The 15,557-nt window shown below is 68.5% G+C and carries 14 protein-coding genes; 11 read left to right on the forward strand and 3 right to left on the reverse strand.

Annotation, left to right across the window (positions count from 1 at the left end):
- Positions 1 to 72: 72 nt before the first annotated feature.
- Entirely contained in the window at positions 73 to 735 is a 663-nt protein-coding gene (locus tag ACT53U_RS07140) for a ParB-like protein (protein WP_476153736.1), read from the reverse strand.
- Between the two features lie 105 nt (positions 736 to 840).
- Between ACT53U_RS07140 and ACT53U_RS07145 the strand changes: the two genes are divergently transcribed.
- The 11 genes from ACT53U_RS07145 (at position 841) to purU (ending at position 13,362) form a co-directional block, all read left to right on the forward strand.
- A complete protein-coding gene (locus ACT53U_RS07145) occupies positions 841 to 1,617 on the forward strand; it encodes a transporter substrate-binding domain-containing protein (protein WP_476153737.1) in 777 nt (258 codons plus the stop codon).
- Between the two features lie 35 nt (positions 1,618 to 1,652).
- Positions 1,653 to 2,528 carry an NAD(P)-dependent oxidoreductase gene (locus tag ACT53U_RS07150; protein WP_476153738.1) on the forward strand — a complete coding sequence of 292 codons (876 nt, stop codon included), beginning with the start codon at positions 1,653 to 1,655 and terminating at the stop codon, positions 2,526 to 2,528.
- A 300-nt stretch (positions 2,529 to 2,828) separates the two neighbouring features.
- On the forward strand, positions 2,829 to 3,539 hold the full coding sequence (locus tag ACT53U_RS07155) for an HAD family hydrolase (protein ID WP_476153739.1): 711 nt from the start codon (positions 2,829 to 2,831) through the stop codon (positions 3,537 to 3,539).
- Positions 3,536 to 4,450, forward strand: coding sequence for a LysR family transcriptional regulator (locus ACT53U_RS07160; protein WP_476153740.1), 915 nt, complete (start codon positions 3,536 to 3,538; stop codon positions 4,448 to 4,450). Before ACT53U_RS07155 ends, ACT53U_RS07160 begins: the two co-directional genes overlap by 4 nt.
- 189 nt (positions 4,451 to 4,639) lie before the next feature.
- Complete coding sequence (locus ACT53U_RS07165; RefSeq protein WP_476135644.1) at positions 4,640 to 5,113, forward strand: formate dehydrogenase subunit gamma; 474 nt, start codon at positions 4,640 to 4,642, stop codon at positions 5,111 to 5,113.
- On the forward strand, positions 5,110 to 6,663 hold the full coding sequence (locus ACT53U_RS07170; RefSeq protein WP_476153741.1) for a formate dehydrogenase beta subunit: 1,554 nt from the start codon (positions 5,110 to 5,112) through the stop codon (positions 6,661 to 6,663). Before ACT53U_RS07165 ends, ACT53U_RS07170 begins: the two co-directional genes overlap by 4 nt.
- 7 nt (positions 6,664 to 6,670) lie before the next feature.
- Positions 6,671 to 9,511: a formate dehydrogenase subunit alpha gene (gene fdhF / locus ACT53U_RS07175; protein WP_476153742.1), complete on the forward strand. Its 2,841-nt coding sequence runs from the start codon at positions 6,671 to 6,673 to the stop codon at positions 9,509 to 9,511.
- Positions 9,512 to 9,515: 4 nt separating this feature from the next.
- The gene (locus ACT53U_RS07180) at positions 9,516 to 9,749 is read left to right on the forward strand and encodes a formate dehydrogenase subunit delta (protein WP_476153743.1); all 234 of its coding nucleotides are present in this window, start codon (positions 9,516 to 9,518) and stop codon (positions 9,747 to 9,749) included.
- 299 nt (positions 9,750 to 10,048) lie between these two features.
- Entirely contained in the window at positions 10,049 to 11,719 is a 1,671-nt protein-coding gene (locus tag ACT53U_RS07185; protein WP_476153744.1) for an OFA family MFS transporter, read from the forward strand.
- 144 nt (positions 11,720 to 11,863) lie between these two features.
- A complete protein-coding gene (locus ACT53U_RS07190) occupies positions 11,864 to 12,343 on the forward strand; it encodes a DUF1203 domain-containing protein (protein WP_476153745.1) in 480 nt (159 codons plus the stop codon).
- Positions 12,344 to 12,504: 161 nt separating this feature from the next.
- Entirely contained in the window at positions 12,505 to 13,362 is an 858-nt protein-coding gene (purU, locus tag ACT53U_RS07195) for a formyltetrahydrofolate deformylase (RefSeq protein ID WP_476153746.1), read from the forward strand.
- Positions 13,363 to 13,368: 6 nt separating this feature from the next.
- Here purU and ACT53U_RS07200 read toward each other — a convergent pair whose 3' ends face one another.
- Positions 13,369 to 13,881 carry a hypothetical protein gene (locus ACT53U_RS07200; protein ID WP_476153747.1) on the reverse strand — a complete coding sequence of 171 codons (513 nt, stop codon included), beginning with the start codon at positions 13,879 to 13,881 and terminating at the stop codon, positions 13,369 to 13,371.
- 73 nt (positions 13,882 to 13,954) lie between these two features.
- A complete protein-coding gene (locus tag ACT53U_RS07205) occupies positions 13,955 to 15,364 on the reverse strand; it encodes a mannose-1-phosphate guanylyltransferase/mannose-6-phosphate isomerase (RefSeq protein WP_476153748.1) in 1,410 nt (469 codons plus the stop codon).
- Positions 15,365 to 15,557 lie beyond the last annotated feature (193 nt).

Genomic DNA, 15,557 nt, shown 5'->3' on the forward strand with positions numbered 1-15,557 from the left:
GCGCCGGCTCGATCCCCGAAAGCGTCGCAGGCGCGCCCGCTCACTCACTGAAAGCGCCGTAGGCGCGCCGGCTCAACCCCGCGCCGCAGGCGCGCCGCTCGAGTCGTCTTCCTTCGGCTTCTTGCCGTTGGGTCGATCTTCGTCGTCGCCGCCCTTCCAGCCCGGCAGGTCGCGGGCCTCGTCGAGGCGGGCGAGACGCTTGGCGAGATCGGCGGCGATCTCGACGTCGGTGTCGATCAGGCGACGGCTCATGAAGGAGCGGAAATAGTCGCCCCACATGAATTCCTGGAACGGCGTGTCGTCGTCGGCGAAGGCCTTGCCGCGGACGCGACGCGCCAGCGTGCGCCACGGGTTGTCGGTGAGTTTCGACACGTGGTCGGGGATGGCGGCGAAGGGACGGCGGTTGCCGTCGGCGTCGATCGGCCAGCACAGCGCCTCGTCGTCCATCCGCCCCCAGAATCGCTTCTCGTCGAGATGCGACCAGTCGGCGACGCAGAGGCCGAGTTTCGCCTCCGGGCGGCCCTCCTCCCACAGCGCTCGCACCAGATGATGGTGGTCGGTCATGAAGACCGCGCCGCCGGGGCCGATGACGTGGGGCACCGCCTTGCGCTCGAGATAGTCGGCGAAGTCGCCGGCCTCCATCCGCGCGATCTTGGCGCGGCGGCGGGCGACGTCGTCGTAGCCGAGGGTCAGTTGGGTCGGGCGCAGACGATCGACCGAGATGCGTTCCGACATGGAGGAGTTCCTTCGAGAGGAGGACGCGCGGGCCGACCCATGATATAGGACCGGTCCGGCGACGGGGAGACACCCCCGACCGCCCGCAGGACCAGAGATCGCGACATGGCCCTTCGCCCGCCGTTCCTCGCCGCCCTCCTCGCCGCGCTCGTGATCGCCGGACCGGCCGCCGCGCGCGACTGGCCGCGCATCCGGATCGGCGTCGACGGCGCCTATCCGCCCTTCAGCCGCACCGAGGCGGACGGCAAGCCCGCCGGCTACGACGTCGACGTCGCCCGCGCCCTCTGCCAGAAGCTCGCGGCGGATTGCGAGATCGTGGCGGTCGGCTGGGACGGGCTGGTGCCGGCCCTCGACGGCAAGCGCGTCGACGCGCTCGTCGCCTCGATGCCGGTCGTCGACACCTCGCGCCGCAGCTACGACTTCACCCGCCGCTATCACCGCATCGGCCCGCGCTTCGTCGCCCGCGTCGGCGAGATGCGCACGAACCCGGTCAACGCGACGCTCGCGGGGGTGCGGGTCGGCGTGCGCGCCGGCACCGCCCATGCCGCCCAGCTCGCCGCGGCTCATCCCAAGGCGATCGTCGTGCCCTTCCCCAACGAGGCGGCGGCCGGCGCCGCGGTCGCCGATCGCTCGGTCGACCTCGCCTTCGGCGACACGCTCGCCCTCTATCGTTGGCTCGACGGCCCGGCGCCGCGCGGCAAGGTGCAGTTCGTCGGCGACGAGGTGCTCGATGCCGACCGCTTCGGCGACGGTGCCGGCATCGCCTATCGCAAGACCGACCGCGACCTCGGCCAGCTCATCGACCGGGCGCTCGGCGATCTGACGCGCGACGGCACGCTCGACCGCATCGCCGGTCGCTGGTTCCCCTTCGCGATCCAATGAACGGATCGCGTTCTTCCAAATCGACGGAGAAGACGATGGCCAAGGTCGCATTTCTGGGTCTGGGCGTGATGGGCGGGCCGATGGCGCGCCATCTGAAGGTCAAGGGCGGGCACGACGTGACCGTCTACAACCGTACCACCGCCAAGGCCGAGGCCTGGGCGGCGGCCAACGGCGGCGCCTTCGCCGCCACCCCGGCGGAAGCGGCGAAGGGCGCCGAGATCGTCTTCGCCTGCGTCGGCAACGACGACGACCTGCGTCAGGTGACGATCGGCCCCGACGGCGCCTTCGCGACCATGAGCAAGGGCGCGATCTTCGTCGACCACACCACCGCCTCGGCCGACGTGGCGCGTGAACTGGCTGCCGAGGCCGAGGCGCGCGGCCTCGTCTTCCTCGACGCGCCGGTCTCCGGTGGTCAGGCGGGTGCCGAGAACGGCGCGCTGACGGTGATGGTCGGCGGCGATGCGGCGGCTTTCGCCAAGGCCGAGCCGGTGATCGCAGCCTTCGCGAAGGCCTGCACCCTCATGGGTCCGGCGGGCGCCGGCCAGCTCGCCAAGATGTGCAACCAGATCTGCATCGCCGGCCTCGTCCAGGGTCTCGCCGAGGCGATCCACTTCGCCCACAAGGCGGGGCTCGACGTCGAGAAGCTGATCGCCACCATCTCCAAGGGCGCGGCGCAGTCCTGGCAGATGGAGAACCGCTGGAAGACGATGGATCAGGGCCAGTTCGCCTTCGGCTTCGCGGTCGACTGGATGCGCAAGGACCTCGGCATCGTCCTCGACGAGGCGCGGCGCAACGGCGCCCGCCTGCCGGTCTCGGCGCTGGTCGACCAGTTCTACGGCGAGGTGCAGGACATGGGTGGCGGCCGATGGGACACGTCTTCGCTGATCGCCCGGCTCGAGAAGAAATCGTGACGATTTTCGACGTTTTCTCGGAAGCGGCGTAGCTCGACCTTCACCGCGTCTGCAATGACGGGTGCGACCGAGCGTCTCGGCAATTGCATACGAAGGGTCGCAAGTGTAGACCAGTATTCGCACACGGAATACGGGCCGCGGCCAAAAGAAAAGAACAACCGAGCACGCCGGTCGACGGGTGAACGCCTCCTCGCGTTCACCCGTTTCGCGTTTTGCGGCCTCTCGTCGACCGACGCGACCCGCCTTGCGTTTCCCCTGCCCTCGCCCCTAGGCTGTTCGTCTCGAGACGGGACGGGACACATGACGATCGGCATCATCGGCTTCGACGCCGACGACACGCTCTGGCACAACGAGACGATCTTCCGCCTCAGCCACGATCGCTTCGTCGAGCTCCTCGGCAATCACGCCGATTCCGACGGGCTGACTGAACGGCTCGAGGCGACGGAGCGGCGCAACCTCAGGCTCTACGGCTACGGCATCAAGGGCTTCACCCTGTCGATGATCGAGACCGCGCTCGCCGTCTCCGACGAGGGGCTGCCGCCGACGGTGATCGCCGAGTTGCTGGCGATCGGCCGCGACATGCTGGAGCACCCGGTCGAGCCGCTGCCGGGCGTGGTCGAGGTGCTCGACATGCTCGTCGAAGCCGGCCATCGGCTGGTGCTGATCACCAAGGGCGACCTGCTCGACCAGGAGCAGAAGATCGCCCGTTCCGGTCTCGCCGAGCGTTTCTCGTCGATCGAGATCGTCTCGGAGAAGACCGCCGCCACCTATCAACGCATCTTCTCGCGGGCAGGCGCCGGCGAAGGCGAGGCGGTGATGATCGGCAATTCCGCCGTCTCCGACATCCTGCCGGCGCTGACGGCGGGCTACTGGGGCCTGCACATCCCCTATCACGTCACCTGGAGCCACGAGGTCGCCGAGGTGCCCGCCGACGCACCGCGCCATCGAAGGCTGGAGACGATCGCGGAAGTCCCCGGTGCGATCGACGAGATCTTCGGGCGGCGGCGATGATCGACAAGCTCGAGTTTCTGATCGCGCTCGCCCGCGAACGGCACTTCGGCCGGGCGGCGGAGGCCTGCGGCGTGTCGCAGCCGACCCTTTCCTCCGCCATCCGCCAGCTCGAGGACATTCTCGGCGCGCCGCTGGTCGAACGCGGCTCGCGCTTCAAGGGCTTCACCGCCGAGGGCGAACGGGCGCTGGAATGGGCGCGGCGCATCGTCGGCGACACGCGCTCGCTGAAGGAGGACCTCGTCTCGATGCGGCGCGGCCTCACCGGTCACCTCCGGCTCGCGGTCATCCCGACGGCGCTGCCGATGGTGTCGCGGCTGACCACCGCCTTCACCGAGCGCTGGCCGGACGTGAAGATGTCGATCTTCTCGCGCAACTCGTCCGAAGCGCTGCGGCTGCTCGAAAATCTCGAGATCGATGCCTGCCTCACCTATCTCGACAACGAGCCGCTCGGCCGCGTCACCACCGTGCCGCTCTACCGCGAGCGCTATCACCTCGTCACCGGCGCCGACGGGCCGCTCAGGAGCGCGCTGAAGGGCCGCGACACCATCACCTGGCGCGAGGTCGGGCGCATTCCGCTGTGCCTGCTGACCCCCGACATGCAGAACCGCCGCATCATCGACCATCTCTTGGCCGAGGTCGGGCAGACGGCGCAGGCCAAGCTCGAGTCCAACTCGATCATGGTGCTCGCCGCCCATGTGCGCACCGGCCGCTGGTCTTCGGTGATGCCGCGAATCCTCGCCGAGGCGCTGGGGCTCTCGGATCCGTCGATCGCCATCCTGCCGATCGTCGAGCCGGAGGCCGACCACACCATCGGTCTCGTCACCACGGCACGCGAGTTGCGTCCGCCATTGGTCGAGGCGTTTGCAGTGGAAGCGCGGCGTCTCGCCCCGCTGCTCGGCGACGCCGGCTGAGAAAATCCTGAAATTCCGGCACTTCTCGTTATGCTCGATCGGGTCTCGACGACCGAACGCGCGTCATCGATTTGGTTTTCCAATCGTTCCACGGAAAAGCGATATTGAATCCAGATCGTCACCGAGGCGGAATGCCGCACCATCGAACCGATTTGAATTTCCCGCGACAGGCATCCGGAACGGAGACCCATGACGGCGCCCCAACCCTTCGAGGCCACCCGCGCGAGCGAGATCATCGCGGCCCATCTCCATCTCGAGGGGCCGGCGCTGCCGATCCTGCACGCCATGCAGGACGTCTTCGGCTGCGTGCCGAAGCAGGCGGTGCCGCTGATCGCCGAGGCGCTCAACGTGTCGCGCGCCGAGATGCACGGCATCGTCACATTCTACCACGACTTCCGCGAGGAGCCGACCGGGCGCCACGTGATCAAGGTCTGCCGCGCCGAGGCCTGCCAGTCGCGCGGCGGCCGCGAGATCGGCGACCGCATCGCCAAGCTCCTCGGCATCGACTGGTACGAGACCACCGCCGACGGGCGGGTGACGCTCGAGCCGGTCTACTGCCTGGGGCTCTGCACCCACGGTCCGTCGGCGATGGTCGACGGCAAGCCCTTCGCCCGGCTCGACAAGGTCGGCGCCGAGCGTCTGGTCGAGGAGGTCGCCCGATGAGCCGGATCTTCGTTCCCCGCGACGTGACCGCGCTGGCGCTGGGCGCCGATGCCGTCGCCGAGGCGATCCTGACGGAAGCCGCCGCCCGCGGTCTCGAGGTCGAGATCGTGCGCAACGGCTCGCGCGGCGCCTTCTTCATGGAGCCGCTGGTCGAGGTCGAGACGCCCTTCGGCCGGGTCGGCTATCGCGAGATCACCCCCGACGACGTCGCATCGCTGTTCGACGCCGGCTTCATCCACGGAGCCGAACATCCGACCTGCATCGGCAAGACCGAGGATCACCCCTGGTTCGCCGGCCAGACGCGGCTGACCTTCGCCCGCTGCGGCATCGTCGATCCGCTGAGCCTCGAAGACTATGCCGTCCACGGCGGCTGGAAGGGGCTGGAGCGCGCCGTCAAGCTCGGCTCGATCGGAACGCTCGAAGAAGTCTCGATGTCGGGCCTGCGCGGCCGCGGCGGCGCCGGCTTCCCGACCGGCGTCAAGTGGAAGACCGTCGCCATGGCGAAGGCGGACCGCAAGTATGTGATCTGCAACGCCGACGAGGGCGACAGCGGCACCTTCGCCGACCGCATGATCATGGAAGGCGACCCCTTCAGCCTGGTCGAGGGCATGGCGATCGCCGGCCTCGCGGTCGGCGCCACCAAGGGCTTCGTCTATTCGCGCTCCGAATACCCCCACGCCAACGCGACCTTCGCGGCCGCCATCGAGGTTGCGCGCGAAGCCGGCTACCTCGGCGAGAACGTGCTCGGCTCGGGCCAGACCTTCGAGCTGGAGCTGCGCGTCGGCGCCGGCGCCTATGTCTGCGGCGAAGAGACGGCGCTGATGGAGAGCATCGAGGGCAAGCGCGGCATCGTGCGGGCCAAGCCGCCGCTGCCGGCGATCGCCGGTCTCTTCGGCAAGCCGACGGTGATCAACAATCTCCTGTCGCTCGCCACCATCCCGACCATCCTCGCCGACGGGGCGCAGGCCTATGCCGACTACGGCGTCGGCCGCTCGCGCGGCACCATGCCGATCCAGATCGCCGGCAACGTGAAGAACGGCGGCCTCTACGAGACCGCCTTCGGTCTGACGCTCGGTGCGATCGTCGAGGAGATCGGCGGCGGCACGGCGACCGGTCGTCCCGTCCGTGCCGTCCAGTGCGGCGGGCCGCTCGGCGCCTATCTGCCGGTCTCGCTGTTCGAGACGATCTACGACTACGAGGCCTTCTCGGGCGTAGGCGCGATCGTCGGCCACGGCGGCATCGTCGTCTTCGACGACACCGTCGACATGGCGGAACAGGCGCGTTTCGCCTTCGAATTCGGCGCGATCGAGAGCTGCGGCAAGTGCACGCCCTGCCGCATCGGCGCGGTGCGCGGTCGCGAGGTGATCGAGAAGATCATCGCGAAGGGCGGCACGCCGGGCGACTTCGAACTGGTCGAAGACCTCTGCGAGACGATGAAGTTCGGCTCGCTCTGCGCGCTCGGCGGCTTCATCCCCTATCCGGTGACGTCGAGCCTGACCCATTTCCCGGAAGACTTCCGTCGCGCGGGTCTCCGCGCCGCTGCCGAGTGAGGATCCCATGACGCTCGTCCACGAGATCGACTACGGCACCCCGGCCTCCAAGGCCTCCAAGACCGTCACCCTCACCATCGACGGCCGCGCCGTCACGGTGCCCGAAGGCACCTCGATCATGCGCGCGGCGATGGAGATCGGTACCGAGATCCCCAAGCTCTGCGCCACCGACATGGTCGATGCCTACGGCTCCTGCCGTCTGTGCATCGTCGAGATCGACGGCCGCAACGGCACGCCGTCGTCCTGCACGACGCCGGTCGCGGACGGTCTCGTCGTCCACACCCAGACGGAGCGGCTGAAGAAGCTGCGCCGCGGCGTGATGGAACTCTACATCTCCGATCACCCGCTCGACTGCCTGACCTGTGCGGCGAACGGCGACTGCGAGCTGCAGACCCAGGCCGGCAAGGTCGGCCTGCGCGACGTGCGCTATGCCAAGATCCCGGAGATCGAGACCCACCTCGACCTCGAGAAGGACGCGTCGAACCCCTATTTCACCTTCGACAGCTCGAAGTGCATCGTCTGCTCGCGCTGTGTCAGGGCCTGTGCCGAGGTTCAGGGCACCTTCGCGCTGACCATCGCCGGCCGCGGCTTCGACAGCCGGGTGTCGCCGGGCATGGGCGAGGCCTTCCTCGACAGCGAGTGCGTCTCCTGCGGCGCCTGCGTCCAGGCCTGCCCGACGGCGACGCTGTCGGAGAAGAGCCTGATCGCGATCGGCCAGCCGGAACATTCGGTCGTCACCACCTGCGCCTATTGCGGGGTGGGGTGCACCTTCAAGGCGGAGATGCGCGGCGAGGAAGTCGTGCGCATGGTGCCGTGGAAGGACGGCGAGGCCAATCGCGGCCATTCCTGCGTCAAGGGCCGCTTCGCCTGGGGCTATGCCACCCATCGCGAGCGCATCCTGAAGCCGATGATCCGCGAGAAGATCACCGACCCGTGGCGCGAAGTGACCTGGGACGAGGCGATCGGCCGGGCGGCATCGGAGTTCCGTCGCATCCAGGCCAAGGCCGGCAAGCGCGCCATCGGCGGCATCACCTCGTCGCGCTGCACCAACGAGGAGACCTTCCTCGTCCAGAAGCTGATCCGTGCCGGCTTCGGCAACAACAACGTCGACACCTGCGCCCGCGTCTGCCACTCGCCGACCGGCTACGGCCTGAAGGTGGCGTTCGGCACCTCGGCCGGCACGCAGAACTTCGACTCGGTGGAAAAGACCGACGTCGTCATCGTCATCGGCGCCAACCCGACCGACGGTCATCCGGTCTTCGGCTCGCGGCTGAAGAAGCGGCTGCGGCAGGGCGCCAAGCTGATCGTCATCGATCCGCGCCGCATCGATCTGGTGAAGAGCCCGCGCATCAAGGCCGCGCACCATCTGGCGCTGAAGCCGGGCACCAACGTCGCGATCCTGACGTCGCTCGCCCACGTCATCGTCACCGAGGGTCTCGTCGACGAGGCCTTCGTCAAGGAACGCTGCGACTGGGACGACTTCTCGGCCTGGGCCGAGTTCGTCGCCGATCCGCGCCATGCGCCGGAAGAGGTCGAGAAGATCTCGGGCGTTCCGGCCGACGAGATCCGCGGCGCGGCGCGGCTCTATGCCACCGGCGGCAACGGGGCGATCTACTACGGTCTCGGCGTCACCGAACATTCGCAGGGCTCGACCTCGGTGATGGCGATCGCCAATCTCGCCATGGCGACCGGCAACATCGGCCGCGAGGGCGTCGGCGTGAACCCGCTTCGCGGACAGAACAACGTCCAGGGCTCCTGCGACATGGGCTCGTTCCCGCACGAATTCTCGGGCTATCGCCACGTCTCCGACCCCGCCGTGCGCTCGCTCTTCGAGGAATTGTGGGGCGTGCCGCTCGACGACGAGCCGGGCCTGCGCATTCCCAACATGTTCGACGCCGCGCTCGAGGGCTCGTTCCTCGGCATGTACATTCAAGGAGAGGACATCCTCCAATCCGACCCGAACACCACCCATGTGGCGGCGGCGCTGTCGGCGATGGAATGCGTCGTGGTGCAGGATCTCTTCCTCAACGAGACCGCCAACTACGCCCACATCTTCCTGCCCGGTTCGACCTTCCTCGAGAAGGACGGCACCTTCACCAATGCCGAGCGCCGCATCCAGCGGGTGCGCAAGGTGATGACGCCGAAGAACGGCAACATGGCCGACTGGCAGATCACGCAAGCCCTCGCCCGCGCCCTCGGCCTCGATTGGCACTACGCCCATCCGAGCGAGATCATGGACGAGATCGCCCGGTCGACGCCGACCTTCGCCGGCGTCAACTACGAGCGGCTCGATCGCGAGAGCCTGCAGTGGCCGGTCAACGCCGCCCATCCGGACGGCTCGCCGATCATGCACGTCGACGGCTTCGTCCGCGGCAAGGGCAAGTTCATGCTGACGGAATATGTCGCGACCACCGAGAAGGTCGGCCCGCGCTATCCGCTGCTGCTCACCACCGGCCGCATCCTCTCGCAGTACAACGTCGGCGCCCAGACGCGGCGGACCGAGAACGTCGTCTTCCATTCCGAGGACGTGCTCGAGATCCATCCGCAGGACGCCGAGGATCGCGGCGTGCGCGACGGCGACTTCGTCCGGGTGAAGAGCCGGGCGGGCGAGATCTCGCTGCGCGCCGTCATCACCGACCGGGTGGCGCCGGGCGTCGTCTACACGACGTTCCACCACCCGGCGACCCAGGCCAACGTGGTCACCACCGAGAACTCGGACTGGGCCACCAACTGCCCGGAATACAAGGTCACCGCCGTGCAGGTCTCGCCCTCCAACGGGCCGAGCGAATGGCAGGTCGACTACGAGCGACAGGCGACGGAATCGCGTCGCATCCGGGCGGCGGAGTGAGACGATGAGCGACGACAACAGGCTCGTGACCATGGCCAACCAGATCGCCGGCTTCTTCGCCGTGCAGGGCGCCGGCGCGGTCGCGGCGACGGCCGATCACATCGTCAAGAACTGGGATCCGCGCATGCGGGCGGGTCTCACGGCGCATCTCGCGGCCGGCGGCGACGGTCTCTCGGAGGTGGCGCGTGCCGCCGCCGAGACGATCGCCGCGGCGGATCGCGCCCGCAAGGCGGGGTGAGGGACGAATAAAGCCCGCCCGCTCGGCGGAACGGTCGAGAGATGAAGACCGTCGCATCCGGTCCTCTCCCCCCTCGAGGGGGAGAGACAGAGAGGGGGGGATCGCGGGCAGCGCCCCGGGATAACGCCCCCCTCCCCGGCCCTCCCCCTCGAGGGGGGAGGGAGAAGATCAGGCGGCGCATGAATTCGGTCGGCGGGGGGATCTCGCGGGCCGCGGGAAGACCGGGAGGTCCCGGGAACGAAACGGCGGGTCTCACCCGTCGCCAACCAGAGCCGACGAAACGGCCAGGGGGGAATGACATGACGACCATGGAGACTGCGGGGTCCGGAACGGGCTCCTCGGGCGCGCTCGGCTTCCTCGACCGCTCCCACACGATCGCCAAGCCCGGCTTCAATCGCTGGCTGGTGCCCCCGGCGGCACTGGCCATCCATCTGTGCATCGGCATGGCCTACGGCTTCTCGGTGTTCTGGCTGCCGCTCAGCCGCGCCATCGGCATCACGGCGCCGGTCGCCTGCCCGGCCGACATGAGCCTCGTCGGTGAGCTTTTCACCACCACCTGCGACTGGAAGATCTCCAGCCTCGGCTGGATGTACACGCTGTTCTTCGTCTTCCTCGGCTCGTCGGCGGCGATCTGGGGCGGCTGGCTCGAGAAGGCCGGTCCGCGCAAGGCCGGCGTCGTGGCGGCGCTGTGCTGGGGCGGCGGCTTCTTCCTCTCGGCGATCGGCGTCAAGACGCATCAGCTGTGGCTGATGTGGCTCGGTTCCGGCGTCATCGGCGGCATCGGCCTCGGTCTCGGTTACATCTCGCCGGTGTCGACGCTGATCAAGTGGTTCCCCGACCGCCGCGGCATGGCGACCGGCATGGCGATCATGGGCTTCGGCGGCGGCGCGATGATCGGCGCTCCGCTCGCCGACATGCTGATGAGGAAGTTCGCGACGCCCACCTCGGTCGGCGTCTGGGAGACCTTCATCGTTCTCGGCGTGATCTATTTCCTCTTCATGATGAGCGGCGCGCTCGGTTACCGGGTGCCGCGCGACGACTGGAAGCCGGCCGGCTGGACCCCGCCGCCGGCGGCGCAGAACTCGCTGATCACCTCCAAGAACGTCCATCTCGACGTCGCCTGGAGGACCAGGCAGTTCTGGCTCGTCTGGGGCGTGCTCTGCCTCAACGTGACCGCCGGCATCGGCATTCTCGGCATGGCCTCGCCGCTCCTGCAGGAAGTCTTCGCCGGCAAGCTGATCGGCATCGACGCGACCTTCTCGCAGCTGACCGCGGCGCAGAAGGGGCAGATCGCCGCCGTGGCGGCCGGCTTCACCGGCCTCCTGTCGCTGTTCAACATCGGCGGGCGGTTCTTCTGGGCCTCGCTCTCCGACAAGCTCGGGCGCAAGCTGACCTACACGATCTTCTTCCTGCTCGGCCTCGCGCTCTATGCGTCGATCCCGACGCTGGCGAGCGCCGGGTCGCTGGCGCTGTTCGTGCTGGCCTTCTGCGTGATCCTGTCGATGTACGGCGGCGGCTTCGCCACCGTCCCCGCCTATCTCGCCGACATGTTCGGCACCAAGATGGTCGGTGCCATCCACGGCCGCCTGCTCACCGCCTGGTCGGCGGCGGGCATCTTCGGCCCCGGCATCGTCAACTACATCCGCGAATATCAGCTCGCCCACGGCGTGGCGCGGGCCGACGTCTACTCGATCACCATGTACATCCTCGCCGGCCTGCTGGCGCTGGGCGCGCTCGCCAACTGGCTGGTGACGCCGGTGGCCGAGAAGCATCACATGCCGGACGATGAGGCGGCGGCCGAGAAGCGTGCGGCCGACGACACCCACCAGCACTTCGTCTCCGACGTCGCGGCGCTGGGCGAGGAGGTCGTCCACTCGTGGAAGGTGACGCTCGCCTGGGCGATCGTGTGGATCCCGCTCGGTTGGGGCATCTGGATCACGCTGACCAAGACACTGGTGCTGTTCCGCTGAGGTGATCACGGACGGAAGGATAGGGGCGTCGGCGTCAGGCCGGCGCCCTTTTCATATCGACCCGACCGTCGAAAATCGGGTGGCTCGGCGCCCCGGGACGGCCGATCGTCGCGGACATCGTTCCCGACGACCGGAGCCGACCCCATGAACGCACCCACCCGTTTCCGCATCCGCGGCCTCGACATCGACGCCGTCCGCCCCTTGTTCGGGCTTCCCGACGAAGATCTCGCCGCCCGCGGCGTCCGGCGCATCGTCGTCGACGCCTCACCCGGCTTTCCCGACCGGATCGAGTTGCGCGACGCCGACATCGGCGAGACCGTGCTGCTCCTCAATCATTTCCATCAGCCGGCGGCGACGCCCTATCGGTCTTGCCATGCGATCTTCGTGCGCGAGGCCGCACGCGAGACCTGGGACCGGTTCGACGAAGTGCCCGACGTCATGCGCCGCCGCCTGCTCTCGGTTCGCGGCTTCGATCGCGATCACATGATCGTCGTCGCCGACGTGACCGAGGGCAGCGATCTCGAGGCGGTGATCGCGCGGTTCTTCGCCGATCCGAAGGTCGACTATCTCCACGTCCACTATGCGAAATACGGCTGTTGGGCGGGGCAGGTCGACCGCACCTGACCCGGTGCGGTCCGGCCCCTCGCGCGAGGCCCGGGGGGCAGGCGCACTGGACCTCGACGGCGGATTGGTCCATTAGAAGGACCCCCGCGGTGGCGACGAGAGCGAACCGAAAGGCCTCGCTCCTCGGCCCTGCCGATCCTTCCGTCGAGACCTCTCCTCCCATGTCCGTCCGTTCCTACGTTCTCGCCCTCTCCTGCCGCGACCGCTCCGGCATCGTCGCCGCGGTGTCGATGCACCTCTTCGAGATGGGCGCCAACATCACCGAGGCGCAGCAGTTCGACGATCACCTGTCGGATCGCTTCTTCATGCGGGTGATGTTCGAGGTCGGCGGCCTGTCGGTCGAAAAGCTGGTCGAGAGCTTCGCCGAGATCGTCGCGCGCTTCGAGATGGACCTGCGCATCCGCGACCGGACCATCCCGCGCAAGGTGATGATCCTCGTCTCCAAGTTCGACCACTGTCTGGTCGACCTGCTCTATCGCAAGCGCATCGGCGAGCTGCCGATGGAGGTGACGGCCGTCGTCGCCAACCATCCGCGCGAGACCTATGCCCACGTCGAGTTCACCGACACGACGTTCCACTACATGCCGGCCGACAAGGCCAACAAGGCCGAGCAGGAGGGCAAGATCCTGCGGCTGATCGAGCAGACCGGCACCGAGATCGTCGTGCTCGCGCGCTACATGCAGATCCTCAGCCACGACTTCGCCGCGGCGCTGCAGGGCCGCTGCATCAACATCCACCACTCGTTCCTGCCGGGCTTCAAGGGCGCCAAGCCCTATCATCAGGCCCACGAGCGCGGCGTGAAGATCATCGGCGCCACCGCTCACTTCGTGACGCCGGACCTCGACGAGGGTCCGATCATCGAGCAGGACGTCGAGCACATCAGCCACCGCGACACGCCGGACATGCTGGTGACCAAGGGTCGCGACATCGAACGCCGCGTGCTCGGCCGGGCGCTGTCGCATCTGCTCGAGGACCGGGTGATCCTGAACGGTCACCGCACGGTGGTGTTCAAGGACTGAGCCGCCTCACCGACCGCCGAGGAGGCGCGTCAGGGCGAAGGCGAAGGCCAGCGCAAAGGCGTTGCGCGGGCGGGCGACGGCGAAGGCCGACGCGCTCGCCGTGCGGCCGAGCAGGGCCGAGACTTCCGGCACCGCCAGCGCACAGAAGATCGCCGAGACCGGCACCATCGCCACCCGGATCACCGGCGAGGCGAGAACGTGTTCGGGCATCAGCCACAGCGACAGCCAGCCGGCGGCGACGCCGAGGGCGACGTTGAAGGCGAGGCCGAGCACGACCCGGTCGTCGCCGTCGCCGCGCCGCACCACCGCCCTCTCGGCGGACGGGATCGCCGTGGGGACGAGTTCGGGCTTTGCCTCGACCGGCGCGGGTTCGGCGGCGGCGCGGTTGCCGCGCAGCGTGCGCCAGAGCCATTGGACGGTGTCGACGGCCAGTTCGAGGACGGTGACGAAGACGCCTTCGAGCAAGGCCCAGAGCAGGCCGCCGAGGATTTCGAACAGGATCTCGATCAGGACTTCCATCGCCCGCCGCGCCCCCTCGCCGACACGGTCGGCCTGCGGGCGAAGCCCGCGGGCCGCATGCTCGTCCGCCGGCTCAGCCGCGGTTGTAGACGTCCTCGTAGCGGACGATGTCGTCCTCGCCGAGATAGCTGCCGACCTGCACCTCGATCAGATCGAGCGGGATGCGGCCGGGGTTCTCCAGCCGATGCGTCGCGCCGAGCGGGATGTAGACGCTCTCGTTCTCGGCCGCGACCGTCACCGTGTTGTCGACCGTGATCCGTGCCGTACCCGACACCACCACCCAGTGCTCGGCGCGGTGGAAGTGGCTCTGCAGCGACAGTTTCGACCCCGGATTGACGGTGATGCGCTTGACCTGATGGCGACCGCCGACGTCGATCGACTCGTAGGAGCCCCAGGGCCGCCACATCTTGACGTGCTCGCGCGCCTCCTTGCGGCCCGAGGCGGTCAGGCGGGCGACGAGGCCCTTGACCTTCTCGGCCTGCGCCCGATCGACCACCAGCACCGCATCGCGGGTCGTCACCACGACGATGTCGTCGAGGCCGACCACGGTCGTCAGCCGTCCCGGCGAATGGACGTAGCAGTTCTTGGCGTCGAGGAAGGCCGCCTCCCCGCGGGAGCCGTTGCCGTTGGCGTCCTTTTCGGCGAGATCCCAGATCGCGTCCCAGGCGCCGACGTCGGACCAGGCGAAGTCGGAGGGAACCACGGCGGCATGCGCCGTCTTCTCCATCACCGCGTAGTCGACCGACTTCGCCACCGCACGGCCGAAGGCCTCGGGCTCGAGGCGGAGGAAGTCGAGGTCCTTGGTCGCCTTCTCGACGGCCTCGGCGACCGGGCGGCCGATTTCGGGCGCGAGCGCGTCGAGTTCGTCGAGGAAGACCGACGCGCGGAAGAGGAAGTTGCCGGAGTTCCACAGACACCCTTCGGCGACGTAACGCTCGGCGGTCGCCTCGTCGGGCTTCTCGACGAAGGCGGCGATGGCGTTGACGCCGGGCTGCGCCAGCGCTTCACCCGGACGAATGTAGCCGTAGCCGGTCGCCGGGCGGGTCGGATGGATGCCGAAGGTGACGATGCGGCCCGCTTCCGCCGCGGCGCGGCCGGTCGCGACATGGGCGAGAAAGCCGGCGACGTCGGGCATCGCATGGTCGGCGGCGAGAACCAGGACGAGGGCGGCCGGATCGCGCGCCAGCGCGAGACGCGCGGCGGCGGCGATGGCGGCGCAGCTGTCGCGGCGGAAGGGCTCGAGCACGATGTCGCCGGTCACGCCCGCCGCCCGCATCTGTTCGGCGACGAGGAAGCGGTAGTCCTGGCCGGTGACCACGACGGGCGCATCGAATTCGGCGCCGGCGACACGCTTCAGCGTCGTCTGGAACAGCGAGTCGTCTCCGGTGAAGGCGAGGAACTGCTTGGGGTAACTGTCGCGCGAGGCCGGCCAGAGGCGCGAGCCGGAGCCACCACACAGAACGACGGGAACGATGAGCGCCATGAGGCTCCACTCCAGAAGACGGGATCGGCGGGACGGGGTCCCTCGGGTTCGCGACAAACTAGCCGACAAACACCAAGAAATCGAAAATTCGACGAGACGACGACGGGTCGCGGCGACGACGCGCGCACGACGTCGCAGCGTCGGCCCGACGCGACGAGAATGTGCACGAAAGGCGAACATCGCCCTTTCCCCG

This window comes from Pinisolibacter sp. DMC19 (assembly GCF_056313985.1).